This is a genomic window from Streptomyces sp. NPDC058773 (assembly GCF_042746015.1).
Lineage (GTDB): Bacteria > Actinomycetota > Actinomycetes > Streptomycetales > Streptomycetaceae > Streptomyces.
Genome location: NZ_JBHYPE010000021.1, coordinates 49,141 through 71,851 on the forward strand (window position 1 = coordinate 49,141; position 22,711 = coordinate 71,851).

The following is a 22,711-nucleotide window of genomic DNA, read 5'->3' on the forward strand; positions in this document are numbered from 1 at the left end:
GTTGTACTTCACCACGGCCTTGGGCGCGTACAAGGGCTGACCCCCCGCGGGGGGTCCGGTTCCCCGGCCCCGCACCTTCGGCCCCCTTGGGGGGGCGCTGGGGGCTCCCCCTACCCGCTGCGCCCCGCCCCCTTTCCTTCTCTCTTTGTCCCCACTCGTCCCGACATCGGCGGAGACATTCCTTTCATCACTCCAGCTCGCTCGTCCCTCTGCCTCGTCACTCCGGCAGGAGGCACGTGAGACAAACGCCAAGGCCCCCGACCTGAGGTCGGGGGCCTTGAAGTGGGGTGAGTAACGGGACTTGAACCCGCGACATCCTGGACCACAACCAGGTGCTCTACCAGCTGAGCTATACCCACCATGACCGGTGCTGTGTGGTTCTTTTTCCCCACCGGCTGAGAAAAAGTGTACAGGGTCCGGAGGGGTGCTCGCGCCCAGGTTTTGTGTCCCGGGCCCGAGGGCGTGTCGTACGGGTCACGGTGGCCCCGTGGGCACCCGCACGACACGCGCCCTGCGTCGCACTACGGCGTGGACTGCGGCTCAGCAGGAACGACGTGCTTGGCGGCGATGGCCTTCGCGGTCTCCGAGTCGGGGCCGGGGTGCGACACGAAGACCGCCTCCCGGTAGTAGCGCAGCTCCGCGATGGATTCACGGATGTCCGCCAGCGCCCGGTGGTTGCCGTTCTTGTCCGGACTGTTGAAGTAGGCCCGCGGGTACCAGCGCCGGGCCAGTTCCTTCACGGACGAGACATCGACGATCCGGTAGTGGAGGTAGCTCTCCAGCGCCGGCATGTCACGCAGCAGGAAGCCGCGGTCGGTGCCGACGGAATTGCCGCACAGCGGCGCCTTCCCCGGCTCCGGCACATGCTGCTTGATGTAGGCAAGCACCTGTGCCTCCGCGTCCTCCAGCGTCGTGCCGCTGTCCAGCTCCGCCAGCAGCCCGGAGGCGGTGTGCATCTGCCGCACGACCTCCGGCATGGTGCCGAGCGACTCGGCCGGGGGGCGGATCACCACATCCACCCCGTCGCCCAGCACATTCAGCTCCGAGTCGGTGACCAGGGCGGCCACCTCGATGAGCGCGTCATTCGCCAGCGAGAGTCCGGTCATCTCGCAGTCGATCCACACCATGCGATCGTTCATACATCTCACCCTACGGGGCGCTCCCGCTGTCCGGGCAGCACGGGGCGGCCCGGACCCCGGCCGACCGGGGATTCCGGAAGCCGGGAGGCAAAGGCGTCCGACTGCGGTTTGCCCGCTTCGGCCGCCTCGGCGGTCGCCAGCCCGTGGCCGGCCAGCGCGGCGGCGGAATACCGGTCCCCGGTGCCCGCCCCCAGCATGGCCCGCTCGCGCTCCGGCCGCTCGGCACGCTCCGGCCGGAGTACCGGCCCGTCCCCGCCGTTCTGCGGCCGGCGCGCGCGGTAGGCCGCGCGGTAGGCGGCGGGTGAGGCGCCCAGCTGCCGCCGGAAGTGCCCGCGCAGGGCGACCGGCGAGCGGAAGCCGCAGCGCCCGGCGACCTCGTCCACCGAATAGTCGGAGGTCTCCAGCAGCCGCTGGGCCTGCAGCACCCGCTGGGTGATCAGCCACTGCAGCGGAGCGCTGCCCGTCAGCGAACGGAAGCGCCGGTCGAAGGTGCGCCGGCTCATGTACGCGCGGGCGGCCAGGGTCTCCACGTCGAACTGCTCGTGGAGGTGCTCCAGCGCCCAGGCGACGACCTCGGCGAGCGGGTCGGCGCCGATCTCTTCAGGTAATGACCTGTCCAGGTAGCGCTGGTGTCCCATGTCGGACGCGGTGCGCCGGGGCGGCACGACGAGCCGGCGGGCCAGCGCGTTCGCGGCGTCCGCCCCGTGGTCGGTGCGCACGATGTGCAGACACAGGTCGATACCGGCCGCCGTCCCCGCGGACGTGAGCACATCGCCGTCGTCGACGAAGAGCTCACGGGGGTCCACATGGACGGACGGATAACGCTTGGCCAGCGTCGGTGCGTACATCCAATGGGTCGTGGCCGGGCGGCCGTCGAGCAGTCCGGCCGCGGCGAGGACGAACGCCCCCGTGCACAACCCGACGATTCTGGCGCCCTCTTCATGCGCCCGCCGCAGCGCGTCGAGCGCGGCGGGCGGCGGGGCCTGGGTGATGGATCGCCAGGCCGGCACGACGACCGTCCCGGCACGGGAGATCGCCTCCAGCCCGTAGGGGGCGGACAGTTCCAGCCCCCCGGTCGTGCGCAAAGGTGCATCTTCGCCCGCGCACACAAGCAGCCGGTACCGCGGAACGCCGGCGTCCTGTCGGTCGATGCCGAAGACCGAGAGCGGAATGGAGCTCTCGAAAATGGGGCCGCCGCTGAAGAGGAGCACCGCGACTATTTCGCGGCGTCGTCGGGCGGCGAGCTTGCGTGCGGCATCTGGTACGGCAGCGGAGTCCTGGCTCATGGCACTTAAGCCCCCCTCGGTCGTCTCGCCCTCTCGGTCCTGCACAGTTCCCCCGCCATTGCTACCAAGATCGAATCTACTGTGTTCCGTGAGGATGGAGTGCCAAGTTCACCACCCGCTGGTATGTCGATATGGCAACTTGGCGCGAAGCATTCGATCACGAAGCGTTCCACTCGTCGGGCCTACATGGGAAGTACGCGTCTCGGCTCTGCCCGTTCGCAGTAGGGCACAACCATGCCCAGCGGTCCTTTCCTCCCTGCTCACACCAGGGTTGAGAGGTGCCACGGGCAAGGTGGGGACCTCGGCCGGAAGTTGGCTGAAAACGGTCGCGCGCAGAGTCGCCGGCGCCTCAACCGACCGGCGTACGCCCTCCGGAATGCCGGCCTCCCCCGTGCGCCGTCACCCCTGAACGTCCGCTTCTGTCCCGGTGCCTCCCGACCTCACGCACCCGGACCCGTGCGGCGGTCCGTTCGGAGTGCCGCAACAGGGCGCGGCAGACGCAGGTCACCGCGGTCAGACCGAACGCGGCCCCGGCCGCGCCGGTCCAGGAGGCACCGCTGAAGATCAGGACGAACGGCACCAGGGCACAGCTGAACGCGCCCCAGCGCACCACATCGCTCACTGGGTCGGGTGATCTGTCGGACGGCAACGGCACCGTGGCACTCTCCTCGGACGGGCTGCTACTACAACGCCGCCGACGATCATGGGTCACCGGGAAGGGTACGTACGGGGGCAGGCCGGGGCATTGCCATCCGCGCCACGCTCCGGCATGCTCCTCGGGACGTTCGAGGCCCCGCCTCACCTCGCGCGGGCGCCCCGCGTCCGTGGCGGGCTCTGGGCAGCGGGGGAGTGGCGCCGTACTCTTGGGGTATCGGGTTGGGAAGATGATTCCCAGACGTATCGTTCCTCTTTGAACTATGGCTCCCGCACTTCGGACGAGTCAGCCCAGTCAACTGCCGGATCAAGTCAATCGCCGTCCCCCGTTCGCCCCTCCGCAAGAGGACGCCCTCGCCGAGACACCAATGGCCGGTCACGAAATCCCCGAACCCGCGGACCGCAAGCAGGTCGCCGATCCCATGGCGGACCTCGAAGCGGCGGAAAAGACGCGCCATTCCTGCGACCCCGCGTTCCGGCACGGCGTCGTGGTCGGCTTCGACGGCTCCATGTCGAGCGAGCGCGCGTTGGCGTATGCAATCGGTATGGCCCGGCGCCTCGACTCCGGTTTGATCATCGTCCATGTGGCCAACCGGCTGCCGACGACCGTCTGGGCCGGCTGCGAGCCCCCGGTCTTCGTGGACGTGCCGGATCACCGCACCGAAGTGCTCGGCCTGGAGCTGGCCTGCGCGGACCACCTCACCGAAGTGCCCTGGATCCTCGTCGAGCGCGGTGGCGACATCTGCCACGAGCTGGAGGAGGTCGGTCGGGAGTACGAGGCCGACGCGATCGTGGTCGGCTCCACGCACGGCATCGTCGGCCGGATCTTCGGCTCGGTCGCGGGACGGCTGGCCCGCCGGGCGCAGCGCCCGGTGATCGTGATTCCCTGACGCGCACCCAGGTGCGGTCCCTGACGCCCGGGGTGTGGGGCAACTCCCGTGCCGTGGCGCCGTCTTCCCGTGATCTTTCTCCCCGTCATGCACACAGGTGCGGGGGCGTCATGAGGATTGTGCGCAGCTGCGGTTCCGGGCGCCCCGGCAAGGTGAAAGGCGCCCCTGCGGCGGGTAGAAAACGCCTCACGTGGGCGCGCCGCGACACGGGCCCGGCGGCCGCGCACACGGTAACTGCGTGCTGCCGGCCGGGGCGTGACGGTTCCCGGGACGGCGGCACCCCGCCGGCGGACGGGCGACGCCGGCACAGGGGAGGCGGCGGCTCCGCGCGCACGGTGGCACGCGCGGAGCCCTGCCTTTGCGCCTGAACCGGCGCCGCTTTCGCGGAGGGGGCTGGGCGCCGTGGGGGTTGCTCAAACGTCGCTTCGGTGGGTGAGGCGGGAGGCCTCACCGGGCATTTGAGGGGCGACGCCACGGCGAGCCGGGGTTGCGGCTCGCCGTGTGGATGAGCTCCCCGTGTGCTACTCGACCGTGACGGACTTGGCCAGGTTCCTGGGCTTGTCGATGTCGCGGCCGAGGGCCAGGGCCGTGTGGTAGGCGAGGAGTTGGAGCGGGATGCCCATGAGGATCGGGTCCAGCTCGGGCTCGTTCTTCGGGACGACGATGGTGTGGTCGGCCTTCTCCTGCTCCTGGTGGGCGACGGCCAGGATGCGGCCGCTGCGGGCCTTGATCTCCTCCAGGGCGGCGCGGTTCTTCTCCAGCAGGTCGTCGTCGGGGACGATCGCGACGGTCGGCATGGCGGGCTCGATGAGGGCCAGCGGGCCGTGCTTGAGCTCCGAGGCCGGGTAGGCCTCGGCGTGGATGTAGGAGACCTCCTTGAGCTTCAGGGAGGCCTCGCGCGCCACCGGGTAGCCGCGCACCCGGCCGATGAACATCATCGACTTGGCGTCCGCGTAGGCGGCCGACAGCTTCTTGATGTCCTCCTCGCCCTTGAGGATCTCGTCGATCTGGCCGGGCAGCTTGCGCAGGCCCTCGATGATCCGCTTGCCGTCCGCGACCGACAGGTCACGGATGCGGCCCAGGTGCAGGGCGAGCAGCGCGAAGGAGACCACCATGTTGGTGAAGCACTTGGTGGAGACGACGCAGACCTCGGGGCCGGCGTGGACGTAGATGCCGCCGTCGGTCTCCCGGGCGATCGCCGAGCCGACCACGTTGACCAGGCCCAGCACCCGCGCGCCCTTGCGCTTGAGCTCCTGGACGGCGGCCAGCACGTCGTAGGTCTCACCGGACTGGGAGACCGCGACGTAGAGGGTGTCGGGGTCCACGACCGGGTTGCGGTAGCGGAACTCGGAGGCCGGCTCGGCGTCCGAGGGGATGCGGGCCAGCTCCTCGATCATCTGGGCGCCGATCTGGCCCGCGTGGTACGAGGTGCCGCAGCCCAGGATCTTGACCCGGCGCACCCCGCGCGCCTCACGGGCGTCGAGGTTCAGGCCGCCGAGGTGCACGGTGGAGAAGCGGTCGTCGATCCGGCCGCGCAGCGCGCGGTCCACCGCGTCCGCCTGCTCGGAGATCTCCTTGTGCATGTACGTGTCGTGGCCGCCCATGTCGTACGACTCGGCCGCGTACTCGACGGTCTCCGGCGTCGCGGTCGTACGCGAGCCCTCGGTGGTGTACGTGCGGTAGTCGTCGGCCTTGAGGGTGGCCATCTCGCCGTCGTCGAGGGTGACGACCTGGCGGGTGTGCGAGACCAGCGCGGCGACGTCGGAGGAGACGAACATCTCGTGCTCGCCGATGCCCAGGACGACCGGGGAGCCGTTGCGGGCCACGACGATGCGGTCGGGGAAGTCGGCGTGCAGCACGGCGATGCCGTAGGTGCCCTCGATGTGCCGCAGCGCCTCGCGGACCTTCTCCTCCAGCTTCTCGGCCGGCGAGCGGCCGATGAGATGGGCGAGGACCTCGGTGTCGGTCTCCGAGGCGAAGGTGACGCCGTCGGCGACGAGCTTGGCGCGCAGTTCGGCGGCGTTGTCGATGATGCCGTTGTGGACGACCGCGACCTTGCCCTCGGTGTCGAGGTGCGGGTGGGCGTTCTCGTCGGTGGGCGCGCCGTGGGTGGCCCAGCGGGTGTGCGCGATGCCGGTGGAGCCCGCGAAGCGCTTGGGGAGCCGGGACTCCAGCTCGCGGACCCGGCCCTTGGCCTTGGCGGTCTTCAGGCCGCCGGCGGCCTTGCCGGTGCCCTTGGCGTGGATGGCGATGCCCGCGGAGTCGTAGCCGCGGTACTCCAGCCGCTGCAGGCCCTCGATGAGCAGCGGGGCGACATCACGTTTGCCGATATACCCAACGATTCCGCACATACAGTGACCCTCCCAGAAAACGTGGTAACGATGGTTCGTGCTCCGGCCCGGCGTGGCGGGCGCGGACGTCAGCCGTAGACGAGGCGGCGCAGCTGGCGGGCCGAGAGACCGGGCGGGGCCACGGCGCGGTGCGGCAGCTCGTGGCGGATCCGTTCGAAGATCTCCTCGTTGCGCAGTCCCTGGGACTGCAGCTCCCGGTGGCGCCGGCGGACGAATTCCTCCGTGGTCTCGTCGAAGTACGCCAGCACGTCCAGCACCACCCGGGCGGCCTCACCGCGCTGCAGCGGCGTACTGCGCACCAGGTGGTCCACCAGGTCTTCGTGCGGCGCTTCAGCGCTGCGGTGACGGCGTTCGAGCACCCGTCGATATTGCGGGGCGGCGCGAGGAATGGCAAGAAATCTGCCCGCTATCGGGCACGGTCCCCGGTTTGGGGGCCGGAAAGTGGTCTGAACCTTGACCGGAATCGAGGCTCACGGTACGCATGGTCACCGTTCGGTCGCTCCATGCCATGCACCACGCCATGCACGAGGTTCGCCGAAAGGGACCGTCGATGAGACGACGCAGACTGCTCTTCTCGCTGCTGCTGGTCGCGGCCGGGCTGGGAACCGCCGCCGTGACGCCCCAGGGCGCCGCCGGCGCCGCTCCCCGGGCCGCCACTCCCCTGGACCGGGTGATCCCCGCCCCGGCGTCCGTACGCGGCGGCCAGGACGCCTACACGCTCGGTACGGGCACCCGCATCCGGGTGCCCGGCGGTTCCGGGGAGGCCAAGCGGATCGCCGGCTATCTGGCGGGGCTGCTGCGGCCCGCCACCGGCCTGTCCCTCCCGGTGACGACCAAGGACGGCCGGGACGGCATCGTGCTGCGGCTCGGCGGCAGCGGCACCGGCGGGCTGGGTGCCGAGGGCTACCGGCTCACCTCCGACCGCCGGGCGGTCACCCTCAGCGCCGCCCGCCCCGCCGGGCTCTTCCACGGCGTGCAGACCCTGCGCCAGCTGCTGCCCGCCGACGTGGAGCAGCGGCACGTCCGGCGCGGGCCCTGGCGGATCGCCGGGGGGACCATCGCCGACTCCCCGCGCTACGCCTACCGCGGCGCGATGCTCGACGTCTCCCGGCACTTCTTCACCGTCACGCAGGTCAAGCGCTACATCGACCAGCTCGCGCGCTACAAGATCAACCGGCTGCATCTGCATCTCTCGGACGACCAGGGCTGGCGGATCGCCCTCAAGTCCTGGCCGCGGCTGGCCACTTACGGCGGCTCCACCCAGGTCGGCGGCGGGCCCGGCGGTTACTACACCAAGGACGACTACCGCGAGATCGTCCGCTACGCCGCCGCCCGCTATCTGACCGTCGTCCCCGAGATCGACATGCCGGGCCACACCAACGCCGCGCTGGCCTCCTACGCCGAGCTCAACTGCAACGGCCAGGCGCCGCCCCTCTACACCGGCACCAACGTCGGCTTCAGCTCGCTGTGCGTGCCGAAGAAGGTGACGTACGACTTCATCGACGACGTCATCCGCGAGATCGCGGCGCTCACCCCCGGCCGCTACCTCCACATCGGCGGCGACGAGGCGCACTCCACCAGCCACGCGGACTACGTCGCCTTCATGGACAAGGTGCAGCCGGTGGTCGCCAAATACGGCAAGACCGTGATCGGCTGGCACCAGCTGACCGGGGCGCACCCGGCCGAGGGCGCCGTCGCGCAGTACTGGGGCTACGACAAGACGGGCGCGGCGGAGCGCCGGCAGGTCGCCGACGCGGCCCGCAACGGCACCCGGCTGATCCTCTCGCCCGCGGACCGCGCCTACCTCGACATGAAGTACGACAAGGACACCCCGCTGGGCCTGAACTGGGCCGGCTACGTCGGCGTCAGGCGCTCGTACGACTGGGACCCGGGCAGCTACCTGGAGGGCGCCCCTGAGGGCTCCGTCCTGGGCGTGGAGGCGCCGCTGTGGTCGGAGACGCTGTCCACCTCCGCGCACATCGAGTACATGGCCTTCCCGCGGCTGCCCGGCATCGCGGAGCTGGGCTGGTCCCCGTCCCGCACCCACGACTGGGACGACTACAAGGTGCGGCTGGCCGCCCAGGGGCCCCGGTGGGACGCGCTGGGCCTCAACTACTACCGCTCGCCGGAGGTGCCCTGGCCGGCGCGGTGACGCGCCGGCGCGGCGCGGCGGGCCCGGGGAATACCCTCCCGGCCCCGCCGCGTTGTGGCCCCGCAGGGGGCGCAGCGGACCCCTACGGGATCTGTTCGCCCGCCCCCGACGGGCCCCCGCCCCTAGAAGCCCAGCTCCCGGGCGATCAGCATCCGCTGGACCTCGCTGGTGCCCTCGCCGATCTCCAGGATCTTGGCGTCCCGCCACATCCGGGCGACCGGGTACTCGTTCATGAAGCCGTAGCCGCCGTGGATCTGGGTGGCCTCGCGGGCGTTGTCCACCGCGATCTCGGACGAGTAGAGCTTGGCGAGCGCGGCCTCCTTCTTGAACGGCTCGCCGTGCACCAGCCGGGACGCGGCGTCGCGCCAGGCCAGCCGGGAGGTGTGGGCGCGCATCTCCATGTCGGCGAGCTTGAACTGGACGGCCTGGTTGCTGCCGATCGCCCGGCCGAACGCCTGCCGCTCCCTGGCGTAGCGCACCGACTCGTCCACACAGCCCTGCGCCAGGCCGGTGGCCAGCGCCGCGATGGCGATCCGGCCCTCGTCGAGGATGCGCAGGAACTGGGCGTAGCCGCGGCCCTCCTCGCCCAGGAGGTTGGCGGCCGGAACCCGGACGTCGGAGAAGGACAGCTCGCGGGTGTCCGAGGCGCTCCAGCCGACCTTGGAGTACGGGGCGCCGACCGTGAAGCCCGGAGTGCCGGACGGCACGATGATCGAGGAGATCAGCGGGCTGCCGTCGTCCTTGCGGCCGGTGACGGCGGTGACCGTGACCAGACCGGTGATGTCCGTACCGGAGTTGGTGATGAAGCACTTGCTGCCGTTGATCACCCAGTCCCCGCCGTCCCGTACGGCGGTGGTACGGGTCGCCCCCGCGTCCGAGCCGCCGTCCGGCTCGGTGAGGCCGAAGGCGCCGAGCATCTCACCGCTGCACAGCTTGGGCAGCCACTCCCGCTTCTGCTCCTCCGTGCCGAAGTGGTAGACGGGCATGGCGCCCAGCGAGACGCCCGCCTCCAGGGTGATGGCCACCGAGGAGTCGACCCGGGCCAGCTCCTCCAGGGCGATGCCGAGCGCCAGGTAGTCGCCGCCCATCCCGCCGTACTCCTCGGGGAAGGGCAGCCCGAACAGGCCCATCCGGCCCATTTCCTGCACGATCTCGTACGGGAACGCATGCTGCTCGTAGTACTCGCCGATCTTCGGGGCGACGACGTCGTGTGCGAACGCCTCGACCGTGCGCCGGAGTTCTTCCAGCTCGTCGGGCAGGCGGTGGTCCAGGGACATGGGGGTCACTCCTTGTGGGAGAGGGCACGGAGGGTACGGGAGGGGCTCGGCCGGCCCAGGGCCTCTGCCATCCACACGCTGGTGGCGGTCAGGCGGTCCAGGACGACCCCGGTCTCGATGCCGAGGCCGTGCAGCATCCACACGAGGTCTTCGGTGGCGAGGTTTCCGGTGGCGCTCTTGGCGTACGGGCAGCCGCCGAGGCCGCCCGCCGACGCGTCGAGGGTGGTGATGCCGTGCTGGAGCGCGGCGAAGGTGTTGGCGAGGGCCTGCCCGTAGGTGTCGTGGAAGTGCACGCCGATACGGGGGGTGGCCACCCCGGCCTCGTTGAGGGCCGTCAACAAGGTCTGCACATGGCCGGGGGTGGCCACGCCGATGGTGTCGCCCAGGCTGAGTTCGTCGCAGCCCAGGTCGAGCAGCGCCCGGCAGACCCGGACGGTCTGCGCGACGGGCACCGGGCCCTCCCAGGGGTCGCCGAAGCACATCGACAGATAGCCGCGGACATGCACCCCGGCGTCCTTGGCGCGGGCGACGACCGGCGCGAACATCGCCAGCGCCTCGTCGACCGTGCGGTTGAGGTTGGCCTTGGCGAAGGACTCGGTGGCACTGCCGAAGACCGCGATCCGGCGGGCGCCCAGGGCGAGCGCGCGGTCCAGCCCGCGGTCGTTGGGGACCAGGACCGGGAGCCGGTCCGGGTCGAGGTCGTCCAGCAGCGGGAACAGCCGCTCGGCGTCGGCGAGTTGGGGCACCCACTTGGGGTGCACGAAGCTGGTGGCCTCGACGGTCGGCAGGCCCGCGGCGGCGAGCCGGTGGATGAACTCCGCCTTGATCTCCGTGGGCACCACGGTCCGCTCGTTCTGCAGGCCGTCGCGCGCGCCGACCTCGTAAATCCGTACGCGGGTGGGCAGCCCCTCCGCCCGGATCTCCATCGGCAGTCCGGCCGCGGTCATGAGGCGCTCTCCTGCCCGCCCTCGGGGCCGCCCGCGGACGCGACGGCCTCCTCGGGGCTCTCGTGCGGGGCGACCACGGCCAGGATCTGGTCCATGGCGACGGTCGAGCCCGCGGTGACGTCGAGTTCGGTGACGGTGCCGGCGTGCGGTGCGGAGATGACGTGCTCCATCTTCATCGCCTCCACCACCAGCAGGCCCTGGCCCGCGGCCACGTCGTCGCCGACGGCGACCTTGACGACGGTGACGGTGCCGGGCATCGGGGCGGCGAGGGTGTCCGCGCCGTGCGCCCCGGCGGCCCCGCGCAGCGCCGCCGCCACCGGGTCGTGGCCGGTCACCTGCCAGGAGTCACCGTCCCGGCCGAGCCAGTCGCCGCTGTGGTGGAAGGTGTGCAGCACGCCGTCGACGGTGACCCGGACGCGGCCCGGCTCCACTTCCCCGGCCGGGGCGCCGGGGCGTACGTCGTGGAACACCGGGTCGTGGCCGGGGACCCGCAGCCAGTGGCGTACCGGGGCGGGCTCCCCGCCGAGCCGGAAGCCGTTGGGCGCGGAGAACGGGTCGCGCCAGCCGCCGTCGGCCACCGCGGGCTCCAGGGCGGCCTGTCGCACCGCCGCGGCCGCCGCGTACACCTCGTCCGGCACCGCGGCGTCGACCAGACCGGCCGCCTCCCGCTCCACCAGGCCGGTGTCCAGCTCGCCGGAGACCACGTCCGGGTGGGCCAGCAGCCGCCGCAGGAAACCGGCGTTGGTGGTGACGCCGAGGGTGACGGTCTCGGCCAGCGCGGCCCGGAGGCGGCGCAGCGCGCTCGCCCGGTCCGGGCCGTGCGCGATCACCTTGGACAGCATCGGGTCGTAGCGGCTGCCGACCTCCCCGCCCTCGGAGAGCCCGGAGTCCGTGCGGGTGCCGCCGCCCTGCGGCTCGTGGAGCGCGAGCACCGTGCCGCCGGTCGGCAGGAAGTCGCGGGCCGGGTCCTCGGCGCAGATCCGCGCCTCGATGGCGTGCCCGGTGAGGGTGATGTCCTCCTGGGCGAACGGGAGCCGCTCACCGGCCGCGACCCGCAGCTGCCACTCCACCAGGTCGAGCCCGGTGACGAGTTCGGTGACCGGGTGCTCCACCTGGAGGCGGGTGTTCATCTCCATGAAGTAGTAGGAGGACGGGTCCTTGCCGGGCACGATGAACTCGACGGTGCCGGCGCCGCGGTAGCCGCAGGAGCGGGCCGCCTGCACGGCCGCCTCGCCCATCGCGGTGCGGGTGGCCTCGTCCAGCAGGACCGAGGGGGCCTCCTCGATGACCTTCTGGTGGCGGCGCTGGAGGGAGCACTCGCGCTCGCCGAGGTGGATGACGTGGCCGTGGCCGTCCGCCAGCACCTGGATCTCGATGTGCCGGGGCCGGTCGATCCAGCGCTCGACGAGCAGGGTGTCGTCGCCGAAGGAGGAGCGGGCCTCCCGGCGGGCGGAAGCGATCTCGTCGGCCAGCAGCGCCTCGTCGCGGACCAGCCGCATGCCCTTGCCGCCGCCGCCCGCGGACGGCTTGAGCAGCACCGGAACCCCGATCTCCCGGGCCGCGGCGGCCAGTTGACCGTTGTCCAGCCCGCTGCCGGAGGAGCCCGGGACGACCGGGACGCCGGCCTCCCGCACCGTCTCCTTGGCGCGGATCTTGTCGCCCATCAGCTCGATGGCGTCGGCGGACGGGCCGATGAAGACCAGCCCGGCGTCCGCGACGGCGCGGGCGAAAGCGGCGTTCTCGGCGAGGAAGCCGTAGCCGGGGTGGACCGCCTGGGCGCCCGTACGGGCCGCCGCCTCCAGCAGCCGTTCCACGGACAGATAGCTCTCGGCGGCCGGGGCCGGACCGATGCGTACCGCGGTGTCGGCCTCGCGGACATGGCGGGCGCCGGCGTCCGCGTCGCTGTACACGGCGACCGAACGGATGCCGAGGGCGCGCAGCGTACGGATGACACGGACCGCGATCTCGCCGCGGTTGGCGATGAGCACGGTGTCGAAGTTGGTGGCCATACCTGTGGACATCCCTCTCACATCCGGAAGACGCCGTAGCCGGGCGCGGTGCTGTCCTTCTCGGGCAGCGGCGCGTTGGCGCAGGCGGTCAGCGCCAGCCCCAGCACCTGCCGGGTCTCCAGCGGGTCGATCACACCGTCGTCCCACAGCCGCGCCGTGGCGTAGTAGGCGTTGCCCTGGGTCTCGTACTGCTCGCGGACCGGCGCCTTGAAGGCGGCCTCCTCCTCGGCGCTCCACTCCTCGCCGTGCGCCTCCAGCTGGTCGCGCTTGACGGTGGCGAGGACGGAGGCGGCCTGCTCGCCGCCCATCACCGAGATCTTGGCGTTCGGCCACATCCACAGGAAGCGCGGCGAATAGGCCCGGCCGCACATGGAGTAGTTGCCCGCCCCGTAGGAGCCGCCGATGACGACCGTCAGCTTGGGCACGCGGGTGCAGGCCACCGCCGTCACCATCTTCGCGCCGTGCTTGGCGATGCCGCCGGCCTCGTAGGAACGCCCCACCATGAAGCCGGAGATGTTCTGCAGGAACAGCAGCGGGATGCCGCGCTGGTCGCACAGCTCGATGAAGTGCGCGCCCTTCTGGGCGGATTCGGAGAACAGGATGCCGTTGTTGGCGACGATGCCGACCGGGTGGCCGTGGATATGGGCGAAGCCGGTGACCAGCGTCGTGCCGTACTCCGCCTTGAACTCCGCGAAGCGTGAACCGTCCACGAGGCGGGCGATCACCTCGCGCACGTCATAGGGCGTACGGGAGTCCGCGGGTACCGCCCCGTACAGACCGGCCGGGTCGGCCTTGGGCTCCTCGACGGTCCGCACCGGCCACGGCAGCGGCGCGCGCTCGCCGAGGGTGGAGACGATGGTGCGCACCAGGCGCAGCGCATGGGCGTCGTCCTCGGCGAGATGGTCGGTGACACCGGAGGTCTTGGCGTGCACCTCGCCGCCGCCCAGCTCCTCGGCGGTGACGACCTCACCCGTGGCGGCCTTCACCAGCGGCGGCCCGCCCAGGAAGATCGTGCCCTGATTGCGGACGATCACGGCCTCGTCGCTCATCGCCGGGACGTACGCACCGCCCGCCGTGCAGGAGCCGAGCACCGCGGCGATCTGCGGAATCCCCGCACCCGACATCCGTGCCTGGTTGTAGAAGATCCGCCCGAAGTGCTCCCGGTCGGGGAAGACCTCGTCCTGCATCGGCAGGAAGGCACCGCCGGAGTCGACGAGGTAAAGACAGGGGAGACGGTTCTCCAGGGCGATCTCCTGCGCCCGGAGGTGCTTCTTGACCGTCATCGGGTAATACGTGCCGCCCTTGACCGTGGCGTCATTGGCGACGATCACCGTCTCCCGGCCGGAGACCCGGCCGATCCCGGCGATCACGCCCGCGGCCGGCGCGGCCCCGCCGTACATCCCGTCCGCGGCCAGCGGCGCCAGCTCCAGGAACGGCGAGCCGGGGTCCAGCAGGGCGTCCACCCGGTCGCGGGGCAGCAGCTTGCCGCGGGCGGTGTGCCGCGCCCTGGCCTTCTCGCCGCCGCCCAGCCGGGCCGCCGCGAGCTTCTCGCGCAGCTGGGCGGCCAGCTCGCGGTGCGCGGCCTCATTGGCCCGCCAGGAGTCGGACGCCGGATCGGCGGTACTCCCCAGCACCGGTGCCTGCTCCATCAGTTCGAGCCCCCTTGCTCGGTCTGCTGCCCCGGTGCCGCGGTCCGCGGCCTCCGGGCCATCCGGGTTAATGGGCGTTAACCTCATTGTCTTCAGGTTAACGAGCACTAACCCGGCTGTCTACAATCGACGGCATGAGTAATGCGCAGGCCTCCGCCCGGACCAGCCGCCGTGAGCAGATCCTCAAGGAGGCCGCCCGGCTCTTCGCGGAGCGCGGTTTCCACGGCGTCGGCGTCGACGAGATAGGGGCGGCCGTGGGCATCTCCGGTCCCGGCCTCTACCGGCACTTCGCGGGCAAGGACGCGATGCTCGCCGAGCTGCTGGTGGGGATCAGCGAGCGGCTGCTCGCGGGCGGCCGGATGCGGGTCGCGGAGGGCGGCGGGAGCCCCGAAGCGGTGCTCGACGCGCTGATCGACGGCCATATCGACTTCGCGCTGGACGACCGGCCGCTGATCACCCTGCACGACCGGGAGCTGGACCGGCTGCGGGAGGCCGACCGCAAGCGGGTGCGCCAGCTCCAGCGGCAGTACGTGGAGCTGTGGGTGGAGGTCGTCCGCCGGGTCCACCCGGGCCCCTCCGAGGACCGGGCCCGCGCCGCGGTGCACGCCGTCTTCGGCCTGCTCAACTCCACCCCGCACCTCGGCCGGCCGGGCTCCCTCCCGGGCCGCACGGAGATGGCCGAGCTGCTGCACCGGCTCGCCCTGGGAGCGTTCGGCGCGGTGGCCGGGGAGCAGGCGGGGGAGCCAATGGCGGCGGTGCCGGGGGCCTAGAGGGGCCGGCCGGGCGTGCCACTGCGCCGGGACGCCGCGGTGGACTCCGCCGGCGTGCGCGCGCACCAGCGGTGCAGCGCAGGCATCCGCCACCCACTACGGTCTCCCGGTGACCGAACTCGAGACCTGTGAGACCTTGCGTGCCACCCGTGAGTCCTACGACGCCATCGCACCCACCTACGCGCAGATGTTCCACGACTCCCTGCGTGACCGTCCCCTGGAGCGCGCCCTCCTGGGCGCCTTCGCGGAGCTGGTGCGGGCGAACGATGACGCCGAGGTCGCAGACCTCGGCTGTGGGCCGGGGTACGTCACGGCTCACCTGCACGGGCTGGGGCTGAAGGCCTTCGGCGTCGATGCCTCCCCCGTGATGGTCGGGCTCGCTCGCGAGGCGCACCCCGGACTTCGCTTCGAGGTCGGCTCGATGGCCGCGCTGGACCTCGCGGACGGCGCGCTGGGCGGGGTGCTCGCGCGGTGGTCCGTCATCCACACCCCGCCGCAGGACCTGCCCGCCGTCCTGGCCGAGATCGCCCGGGTCCTGGCTCCCGGCGGGCACCTGCTGATCGGCTTCCCCGCCACCGACGGCCCCCACCACGAGACGCAGGCCTACGACCATGCGGTGGCAACGGCCTACCGCTGGTCCCCCGACCGTCTCGCCGCGCTCCTGCGCGACCACGGACTGGCCGAGGCGGCCCGCACGGTGATCGAGCCGAAGCCCACCGACCGGCGGCAGTTCCAAGAGGTCCAGCTCCTGGCCTGCAAGGTGTAGGCGTCGGTGTCTCGCGGAGGAGCGGCCTCGCGGGCGGGTGAGCGCCCGGCCGGCTCCTGGGCGCGGCCGTCGGCTCGTACGGATTTTCGTTGACCTCTGGACAGCTTGGGTAACTGGCCGGTAGCTTTCGCTGAGCAAGCGCTTAGCCATGCGCTTGGACCGGCGACCTGGAGGAGGCGACGTAGGAATGCGCCGTACGGTGTTCAACGAGGATCACGAGGCGTTCCGCGCGACCATACGCGCCTTCATCGAGGCCGAGGTCGTCCCGGTCCACGACGAGTGGTTCGCCGCCGGCCAGGCCCCCCGCGACTTCTACTACAAGCTCGCGGAGCTGGGCGTCTTCGGCATTCGCGTCCCCGAGGAGTTCGGCGGCGCCGGGATCGACTCGCACAAGTTCGAGGCCGTGATCTACGAGGAGACCGCCCGCGCGGGCGTCACCTTCGGCGGCTCCGGCGTGCATGTGCTGCTGGGCCTGCCGTACCTCCAGATGCTCGCCACCGACGAGCAGAAGAAGCGCTTCCTGCCGAAGTTCGTCAGCGGCGAGGAGATGTGGGCGCTCGCCATGACCGAGCCGGGCACCGGCTCCGACCTCGCGGGCATGAAGTCCACCGCGAAGCTGTCCGAGGACGGCACGCACTACGTCCTCAACGGCGCCAAGACCTTCATCACCGGCGGTGTGCACGCCGACCGCGTCATCGTCTGCGCCCGTACCGCCGCGCCCCGTGAGGACGACCGCCGCTTCGGCATCTCGCTCTTCGCCGTGGACGCCAAGTCCGCCGGCTACTCCGTCGGCCGCAAGCTGGACAAGCTCGGCCTGAAGATCTCCGACACCGCCGAGCTGGCCTTCGTCGACGTCAAGGTCCCGGTCGAGGACCTCCTCGGCGAGGAGAACAAGGGCTTCGCCTACCTGGGCCTGAACCTCGCCTCCGAGCGCTGGGGCATCGCCTTCGGCGCCTACGCGCAGGCCAAGGCCGCCGTCCGGTTCGCCAAGGAGTACGTGCAGGAGCGCACGATCTTCGGCAAGACGGTCGCCTCCTTCCAGAACACCAAGTTCGAACTGGCCGCCTGCCAGGCCGAGGTGGACGCCGCCGAGGCCGTCGCCGACCGCGCGCTGGAGGCCCTGGACGCCGGCGAGCTGACCCCGGCCGAGGCCGCCTCCGCCAAGCTCTTCTGCACCGAGGTCGCGCACCGCGTCATCGACCGCTGCCTCCAGCTGCACGGCGGCTACGGCTTCATGAACGAGTACCCCATCGCCCGCCTCTACGCCGACAACCGCGTCAACCGCATCTACGGCGGCACCAGCGAGGTCATGAAGTCCATCATCGCCAAGTCCATGGGCCTCTAGGCCGTAAGGGCACCGCGCACGTGAACGACGCACTCCGGTCCCTGCTCGGTCAGCTCTCCCTGGAGCGGATCGAGCAGGACATCTTCCGGGGCGAGAGCCGCGCCTCGGTCGTGCCCCGGGTCTTCGGCGGCCAGGTCGCCGCCCAGGCCCTGGTCGCGGCCGGGCGCACGGTCCCCGCCGACCGGCCGCCGCACTCTCTCCATGCGTACTTCCTGCGCCCCGGGGACCCCGGCGCACCCATCGTCTACACCGTCGACCGCATCCGCGACGGCCGGTCCTTCACCACCCGCCGGGTCGTCGCCGTCCAGCACGGCCAGCCGATCTTCCACCTCTCGGCCTCCTTCCAGGCGGCCGAGGAGGGACTGGAGCACCAGGAGCCGATGCCGCCGGCACCGGACCCGCTGGAACTCCCCACCGCCGCCGAGATGCTGCCCCGGCACGCCGCCGAACGGTTCCTCGCCCCCGAGGTCGCCGAACGGCTGCTGGAGGCCCGCGCCGCGATCGACCTGCGCTACGTCGACGAGCCCCCGTACGCCACCGTCGGCGAGCCCCGCGAGCCCAGGTCCCAGGTCTGGTTCCGCACCCAGGGCAAGCTCGACGACGACAGCGGGATACCCCGTCCCCTGCTGGACATCTGCCTGGTCACCTACGTCTCCGACATGACCCTGCTGGACTCGGTCCTGCTCGCCCACGGCCGCGGCGGCTGGGCGGTCGGCGACGTGGTCGGCGCCAGCCTGGACCACGCGATGTGGTTCCACCGTCCCCTGCGTGCCGACGAATGGCTCCTGTACGACCAGGAGTCCCCCACCGCCCAAGGCGGCCGCGGCCTGGGCAAGGGCCGCATCTTCACGGCGGACGGGCAGTTGGCGGTGTCGGTGATCCAGGAGGGGGTTGTCCGGGTGCCTCGGGGTTAAGGCGCACCGGGATTGCGGCACGGAGCACTGACGCGCCCCGAGAGCGGCCGGCGGGCCGGGCTCCTCGAATTCCGTGACTCGGGGATATCGGCCCACCGGCTTTTGCCGTATGCGGTGGGGAAAGACCTCAGGTCGCGGCGACCTGCTTCCTCACTCCGGTGTGAACTCATATTGGAGTTCATGGAGATGGCCCGCCTTGACCATGATGGTGACCTCGATGGGCCGTTCGTCGTCGCTGAAGACCACTCGCAGGGTCCGGAGGACAGGCAGGTCGCTGGGAAGGCGGAGAGCCTCGTACTGCTCCTGAGTGGGGACGCGGGCGGAGACCCGGTCGACGCTGAGGCGGGGCGGGTAACCCAGCTCGGCCAGGAGGGTCGGCGTACCGCCCTTGATCCTGCGGTGTTCCATCATCGCGGTACCGCGGGCGAGGTCCAACGGGTAGTAGGACTTGACGAGTTCGACCGGTTCGTCGTCGATGAAGAGGATCTGGCGGCGGAGCAGCGCGGTGCCGCCGTCCGGGAGGTTCAGGGCCGCTGCGGCATCGCTGGGCGGAGCGGCCTCGGTGACCTCCAGCAGGTCGCTGTGCGCTCGACCTCCGCGGTTGGTCGCCTCGGTGAGCCAGCGGTACCGCTCGCCCGGGCCCGCCGGTGCCATGAAGGAGGCGGGTCGCATGGTCTGCTGTCGGTGTTCCCGTACGGTCACCGCCGCTCCGGCGCGCCCCACGACCAGGCGTTCTTCCTTGAGCAGTTGGAGCGCCTTCTGCACGGTGGCGCTGGAGGCGTCGAACCGTTCCTTGAGATGCATCGTGGATGGCAGCTTCGCGCCCGGTGCCAGGTCACCGCTCATGATCTCGTCGCGTAGGTCGGCGGCGATCCGTTCGTGCAGGGAACGGCGGTCGTACGCGTCGTCTTCGGTTCTCGGCACATTCATCCGATCTTGATCTCGTAGCGCAGCCGCTGAAGGTGTCCGGGCATCGCCATCCTGTCGACCTGGATCGGCTGGCCGTGTGCGTCCAGCGTGACCCGTGTCAGCTGGAGCACCGGTTCGTCGGCGCCGGTCTGCAGCCCATCGCTTTCCTCATGGCTGGGCATCCGGGCGATGACGTCCTCCTGGACCCTGGCGCCGACGTGCCCGAGATCGGCGAGGAGCGAGACCGCGCCGCCGGGAATCTTGGTGGTCCCGGCCAGGCGGGTTCCCCGGGCGATATGGACGGGGTAGTAGGTGTCGGTCAGTTCGCAGGGCGCGTCGTCGACATACATCACGCGACGGCGTACGACGACGCTCTCGCCCTCCCCGATTCCCAGGAGTTCCGCGATCTCGGCCGATGCCGCGATCTCTCCGGCGTGGACGATGCGTTGGCTGCCGCGACGGCCACGGGCGGCGGTTTCCGCGCCCCAAGCATCGGACTGCCCCTTCTGACGGGGCTTCAGATACGGCATCGAGGTGCTGACCCACTCGCTGGTACCCACGCGTCCTCCTGGCGATAGGTGATCCCAACCCTTCGCCTACACGGTAAGCGACCCCTGTCGACGGCCACCTCTCCAGGCTACCTTGTTGCTTTTCGTGAATAGCGATAAGCTCTCGGTGATCGTGCAACCAAGGAGCAAGGCGGTGGTTCCCCGTGTCTGTGTGCCTTTCGCGACAACGTCCAATCCCTCAGACCCGTCCTCCTGTCGGTGCCTCGCCTCACCTTGTCGCCACCGCCCTCGCTGGCCCTTTCGGGCTGGTGCCGCGGCTGCCCATGCCTGCGTCCGCACGCCGTCGGCCGGAGGATGCGGAGGTGCCGGCGCCGCCGCGCACGCGACGGCAGGACCAGGCCCGCGCCTCCGTTCGGCCCGCTCTCGCCCTGGGGGCAGAGGTGACCGCGCGATGAGTGAGTCACCGACCACGCGTCTGTTGCCGTGGGTGAGCCCCGATGGCAAGACCTGCATCCTGCTGAGCGACGGCAGGGGTGAGGGCGCCTTGTCCCGGGCCGCGGACCGGATGGAAGACGTGCAGCTGGAGATGGCGGACGGGCTGCTCGATCACGCCGCCGACATGCTCGGGGACGACACTGCGACGGATCGGCAACTCCGTTATCTCGGCGAGCAGTTGAGTGCGACGCTGCGGGATGTGCGTCGTGTCGCGGAGAGCAGGAGGGCGCGGCTGAGCGCCGGCGGCTAGCAAGTACACGGCACCACGCACTGAATGAAGGAGAGGTACACGGGATGCGCATGCAGACCACCGCTGCGGATGGCGGGCAGCAAGGCGGGGGAGAAGACGGCGGGGACGGGCACCCTGGCCAGCCCTGGACGCCGCCCCCGCCGCCGCCCCCGGACGGCGACATGCCGCCCGGCGACGGGACGCACCGCAAGTGACTCTCAACTCTGAGCCGGAGCACCGCGCCAGCGCCAAGCTGGTGCGGTCCCTCACCGAAGCGGGAGCCCTGACGCCCGATTGGGCGGAGACGTTCCGAGCCGTACCCCGATCGTTGTTCCTGCCGGATCTGGTCTGGGCGCACGACATGGTGACCGGCCGAAGCGCGCCCGTCTCCCGGAGCGGCGACCCCGCAGCGTGGGAGCTGGCGGCGTACGCGAACGTCCCGCTCGTCACCCAGTGGGACGACGGACAGCACACGGGCAGCGAGCCCGGAACCGTGCCGACCAGTTCGGCCAGCATGCCGTCAGTCGTGGCTGCGATGTTGCGTGACCTGGACGTGAGCGAGGGGATGCGGGTGCTCGAAGTCGGCACCGGCACGGGGTGGAACGCCGGGCTCCTCGCTCACCGGCTGGGCAGCGGGAACGTGGTCAGCGTCGAGATCGACGAGGCGGTCGCCGATCAGGCCCGAGGGGCGTTGCTGCGCGCCGGACTCCGCCCCGAGACAGTCCACGGGGACGGGGCGGACGGCTGGCCGGGCCGGGCGCCGTATGACCGGGTGATCGTCACGGCAGGGGTGCGAGCCGTTCCGCCGCGCTGGTTGGAGCAGTCACGGACGGGCGGGGTGATCCTCGCCCCCTGGGGCACCCATTACAGCGACCAGGACGCACTCGTCCGGTTGACCGTGCGGGAGGACGGCTCCGCGTCGGGGCCGTTCCTGCGCATGGTCGAGTTCATGAAGCTCCGGGATCAGCGCTTGGACTGGAACCGGTTCAGGGAGCACGTTCCGGATTTCCCCGGCGACGCCGACGTTTCCAGTACGACGGTCGCTCTGGCGGACCTGGGGGGCCGCTACGAGCCCGCACGGTTCGTCATGGGGCTGCGTGTGCCCGACTGTGCCCATGTCATCAACAGGTCGGACGGGGACGGGGGCGGCGGGACTGCGACGGCGTGGTTCTTCGACCTGACGAGCCGGTCATGGGCCGCCGCCGTGTTCCGTAGCGGCGAACCGGACGCCACGGTCTATCAGTCGGGGCCGCGTCGGCTGTGGGAAGAAGTAGAGGCGGCCCACCGATGGTGGGTCGGCCGGGGCGAGCCGGACCACACCCGGTTCGGACTCACCGTCACCGCGGAGGGGCAGCGGGCGTGGCTGGATGACCCGGCCGACTCCTGGGCCGTGTGAGGAACGGAGTCGGCCCCGCCCGCGCGCTGCGGCGCGGTGGACGGGGCTTACCGCCGGAGCGCGGGAGCCGCGTCCACGGGGAGGTCCCGCGGCTCGATCATCTGGCCACCTTCGCCAGGGCGTCGGCGAGTTCGGCGGCTGTCGGCCGGTCACTCGCTCTGCCGAGGAGGACCGGTCGCAAGATGTCCTGGAACGCCAGCCAGGGGGTCGCGGTGTCGAGGGGGACGCAACGGCTTGCGATGCGCACGCGGATTGCTGCCGGGGTGAGCCGGCCGGGCTCGATCCCGGCCGCGGCGTAGTCCAGTGGCCAGCGGCCGGTGAGGCAGGTCCATAACGTTCCGGCGAGGGCGTACACGTCGGCGGAAACGCTTGGGGTGACGGGCTGGAGGCCGGCTTCTATGGACGCGGCCAGTTCCGGTGCCACCAGGTGGTTGATGCCACCGCGGAAACCGGCGGCCGGTTCCGTACCTGGGCGCCAGGACCAGGAGCAGTCGATCAGCCGTACGCCGTGGTCGGTGTGGATGCCGTGGGACGGCTGGAGGTCGGCGTGGATCCAGCCGGAGGAGTGGAGTGCGGCCACGGCCCGGCACAGGTCCACGGAGGCCACCAGGGCGCCGTCCTTCCCGTCCGCCGCACCCCGCACAGGGGCGAAGGCGTGCCAGGTCGACGGCCCCGCGAACCATGGGGTCACCAGCCAGGCAACACCCTCGTCCCCGCCGGAGGCCAGCAGGTAGCCGGGCCAACCGATCGCCTCAAGGACCGCTGCCTCCCGCTGAGTGACGGCCACCCCGTCGCCGTCGCTGGCCTTGACCGCCACCGCCCCCTCCGGGCCGGCCGCCTTCCACACCGCCGCGCCACGCCGGTAGGAGATCTCCTTCAGTTCGACCGGAGTGCCGCAGGCCGCTTCGGTGGCGGGAACGGCGGCTGTGGGGAAATCAGGGAACTCGCCCATTTCTTCACTGCCTTCCACTCGTACGGGAGCCCCGGAAACACCTCGCGTCCGTCATCCACAGCTGTGGAGCGC

The 22,711-nt window shown here is 71.2% G+C and carries 21 protein-coding genes and 1 tRNA gene; 9 read left to right on the forward strand and 13 right to left on the reverse strand.

Going from position 1 to position 22,711, the window contains the following annotated elements; genetic code table 11:
• Positions 1–283: 283 nt before the first annotated feature.
• The 4 genes from ACFW5B_RS19685 to ACFW5B_RS19700 form a co-directional block, all read right to left on the reverse strand.
• Positions 284–359, reverse strand: a tRNA-His gene (locus ACFW5B_RS19685).
• 162 nt (positions 360–521) lie between these two features.
• Positions 522–1,139: an oligoribonuclease gene (gene orn, locus ACFW5B_RS19690; RefSeq protein ID WP_386440742.1), complete on the reverse strand. Its 618-nt coding sequence runs from the start codon at positions 1,137–1,139 to the stop codon at positions 522–524.
• Between the two features lie 5 nt (positions 1,140–1,144).
• Positions 1,145–2,425, reverse strand: coding sequence for a GlxA family transcriptional regulator (locus tag ACFW5B_RS19695; protein WP_386440746.1), 1,281 nt, complete (start codon positions 2,423–2,425; stop codon positions 1,145–1,147).
• A 349-nt stretch (positions 2,426–2,774) separates the two neighbouring features.
• Positions 2,775–3,080 carry a hypothetical protein gene (locus tag ACFW5B_RS19700; RefSeq protein ID WP_386440749.1) on the reverse strand — a complete coding sequence of 102 codons (306 nt, stop codon included), beginning with the start codon at positions 3,078–3,080 and terminating at the stop codon, positions 2,775–2,777.
• A gap of 367 nt (positions 3,081–3,447) precedes the next feature.
• Here ACFW5B_RS19700 and ACFW5B_RS19705 point away from each other — a divergent pair, with 367 nt between their 5' ends.
• Entirely contained in the window at positions 3,448–3,969 is a 522-nt protein-coding gene (locus ACFW5B_RS19705; protein ID WP_386440752.1) for a universal stress protein, read from the forward strand.
• A 521-nt stretch (positions 3,970–4,490) separates the two neighbouring features.
• On the opposite strand, the gene glmS is transcribed toward ACFW5B_RS19705, so the two are convergent.
• Both glmS and ACFW5B_RS19715 read right to left on the reverse strand, forming a co-directional pair.
• The gene (gene glmS / locus ACFW5B_RS19710; RefSeq protein ID WP_386440755.1) at positions 4,491–6,320 is read right to left on the reverse strand and encodes a glutamine--fructose-6-phosphate transaminase (isomerizing); all 1,830 of its coding nucleotides are present in this window, start codon (positions 6,318–6,320) and stop codon (positions 4,491–4,493) included.
• Positions 6,321–6,388: 68 nt separating this feature from the next.
• Positions 6,389–6,679, reverse strand: coding sequence for a hypothetical protein (locus ACFW5B_RS19715; RefSeq protein WP_386440758.1), 291 nt, complete (start codon positions 6,677–6,679; stop codon positions 6,389–6,391).
• Between the two features lie 191 nt (positions 6,680–6,870).
• Here ACFW5B_RS19715 and ACFW5B_RS19720 point away from each other — a divergent pair, with 191 nt between their 5' ends.
• Positions 6,871–8,472 (forward strand): beta-N-acetylhexosaminidase, encoded by a 1,602-nt coding sequence (locus ACFW5B_RS19720; RefSeq protein WP_386440761.1) that lies wholly within the window; start codon positions 6,871–6,873, stop codon positions 8,470–8,472.
• 122 nt (positions 8,473–8,594) lie between these two features.
• Here the strand turns inward: ACFW5B_RS19720 and ACFW5B_RS19725 are convergent, their stop codons facing one another.
• From ACFW5B_RS19725 to ACFW5B_RS19740, 4 genes are read right to left on the reverse strand one after another with little or no spacing between them, the layout of a single operon-like run.
• Positions 8,595–9,749, reverse strand: coding sequence for an acyl-CoA dehydrogenase family protein (locus tag ACFW5B_RS19725; RefSeq protein WP_386440764.1), 1,155 nt, complete (start codon positions 9,747–9,749; stop codon positions 8,595–8,597).
• A 5-nt stretch (positions 9,750–9,754) separates the two neighbouring features.
• Positions 9,755–10,696, reverse strand: a complete 942-nt coding sequence (locus tag ACFW5B_RS19730) for a hydroxymethylglutaryl-CoA lyase (RefSeq protein ID WP_386440767.1) — start codon at positions 10,694–10,696, stop codon at positions 9,755–9,757.
• The gene (locus ACFW5B_RS19735; RefSeq protein ID WP_386440770.1) at positions 10,693–12,705 is read right to left on the reverse strand and encodes an acetyl-CoA carboxylase biotin carboxylase subunit; all 2,013 of its coding nucleotides are present in this window, start codon (positions 12,703–12,705) and stop codon (positions 10,693–10,695) included. The genes ACFW5B_RS19730 and ACFW5B_RS19735 overlap by 4 nt, the downstream gene beginning before the upstream one ends.
• 17 nt (positions 12,706–12,722) lie before the next feature.
• Positions 12,723–14,354 (reverse strand): carboxyl transferase domain-containing protein, encoded by a 1,632-nt coding sequence (locus ACFW5B_RS19740; protein ID WP_386440773.1) that lies wholly within the window; start codon positions 14,352–14,354, stop codon positions 12,723–12,725.
• Positions 14,355–14,488: 134 nt separating this feature from the next.
• On the opposite strand from ACFW5B_RS19740, the gene ACFW5B_RS19745 reads away from it, so the two are divergent.
• From ACFW5B_RS19745 to ACFW5B_RS19760, 4 genes are all read left to right on the forward strand, one after another.
• Positions 14,489–15,124, forward strand: a complete 636-nt coding sequence (locus ACFW5B_RS19745) for a TetR/AcrR family transcriptional regulator (RefSeq protein WP_386440776.1) — start codon at positions 14,489–14,491, stop codon at positions 15,122–15,124.
• Between the two features lie 109 nt (positions 15,125–15,233).
• On the forward strand, positions 15,234–15,890 hold the full coding sequence (locus ACFW5B_RS19750) for a class I SAM-dependent DNA methyltransferase (protein WP_386440778.1): 657 nt from the start codon (positions 15,234–15,236) through the stop codon (positions 15,888–15,890).
• A gap of 187 nt (positions 15,891–16,077) precedes the next feature.
• On the forward strand, positions 16,078–17,235 hold the full coding sequence (locus tag ACFW5B_RS19755; RefSeq protein ID WP_386440781.1) for an acyl-CoA dehydrogenase family protein: 1,158 nt from the start codon (positions 16,078–16,080) through the stop codon (positions 17,233–17,235).
• A gap of 20 nt (positions 17,236–17,255) precedes the next feature.
• The gene (locus tag ACFW5B_RS19760; protein ID WP_386440783.1) at positions 17,256–18,149 is read left to right on the forward strand and encodes an acyl-CoA thioesterase; all 894 of its coding nucleotides are present in this window, start codon (positions 17,256–17,258) and stop codon (positions 18,147–18,149) included.
• Between the two features lie 150 nt (positions 18,150–18,299).
• On the opposite strand, the gene ACFW5B_RS19765 is transcribed toward ACFW5B_RS19760, so the two are convergent.
• The gene (locus tag ACFW5B_RS19765) at positions 18,300–19,079 is read right to left on the reverse strand and encodes a GntR family transcriptional regulator (protein ID WP_386440786.1); all 780 of its coding nucleotides are present in this window, start codon (positions 19,077–19,079) and stop codon (positions 18,300–18,302) included.
• Positions 19,076–19,618, reverse strand: a complete 543-nt coding sequence (locus ACFW5B_RS19770; protein WP_386440789.1) for a UTRA domain-containing protein — start codon at positions 19,616–19,618, stop codon at positions 19,076–19,078. Before ACFW5B_RS19770 ends, ACFW5B_RS19765 begins: the two co-directional genes overlap by 4 nt.
• A 400-nt stretch (positions 19,619–20,018) precedes the next feature.
• Between ACFW5B_RS19770 and ACFW5B_RS19775 the strand changes: the two genes are divergently transcribed.
• Genes ACFW5B_RS19775 through ACFW5B_RS19785 form a run of 3 tightly spaced genes read left to right on the forward strand, consistent with a single transcriptional unit; the run spans position 20,019 to position 21,687 of the window.
• Positions 20,019–20,312, forward strand: a complete 294-nt coding sequence (locus tag ACFW5B_RS19775) for a hypothetical protein (RefSeq protein WP_386440792.1) — start codon at positions 20,019–20,021, stop codon at positions 20,310–20,312.
• A gap of 44 nt (positions 20,313–20,356) precedes the next feature.
• Positions 20,357–20,506, forward strand: coding sequence for a hypothetical protein (locus ACFW5B_RS19780; protein ID WP_386440795.1), 150 nt, complete (start codon positions 20,357–20,359; stop codon positions 20,504–20,506).
• Positions 20,503–21,687, forward strand: coding sequence for a methyltransferase domain-containing protein (locus ACFW5B_RS19785; RefSeq protein ID WP_386440798.1), 1,185 nt, complete (start codon positions 20,503–20,505; stop codon positions 21,685–21,687). Before ACFW5B_RS19780 ends, ACFW5B_RS19785 begins: the two co-directional genes overlap by 4 nt.
• Before the next feature lie 97 nt (positions 21,688–21,784).
• Here ACFW5B_RS19785 and ACFW5B_RS19790 read toward each other — a convergent pair whose 3' ends face one another.
• Positions 21,785–22,639, reverse strand: a complete 855-nt coding sequence (locus tag ACFW5B_RS19790; protein WP_386440801.1) for a hypothetical protein — start codon at positions 22,637–22,639, stop codon at positions 21,785–21,787.
• Positions 22,640–22,711: the final 72 nt, after the last annotated feature.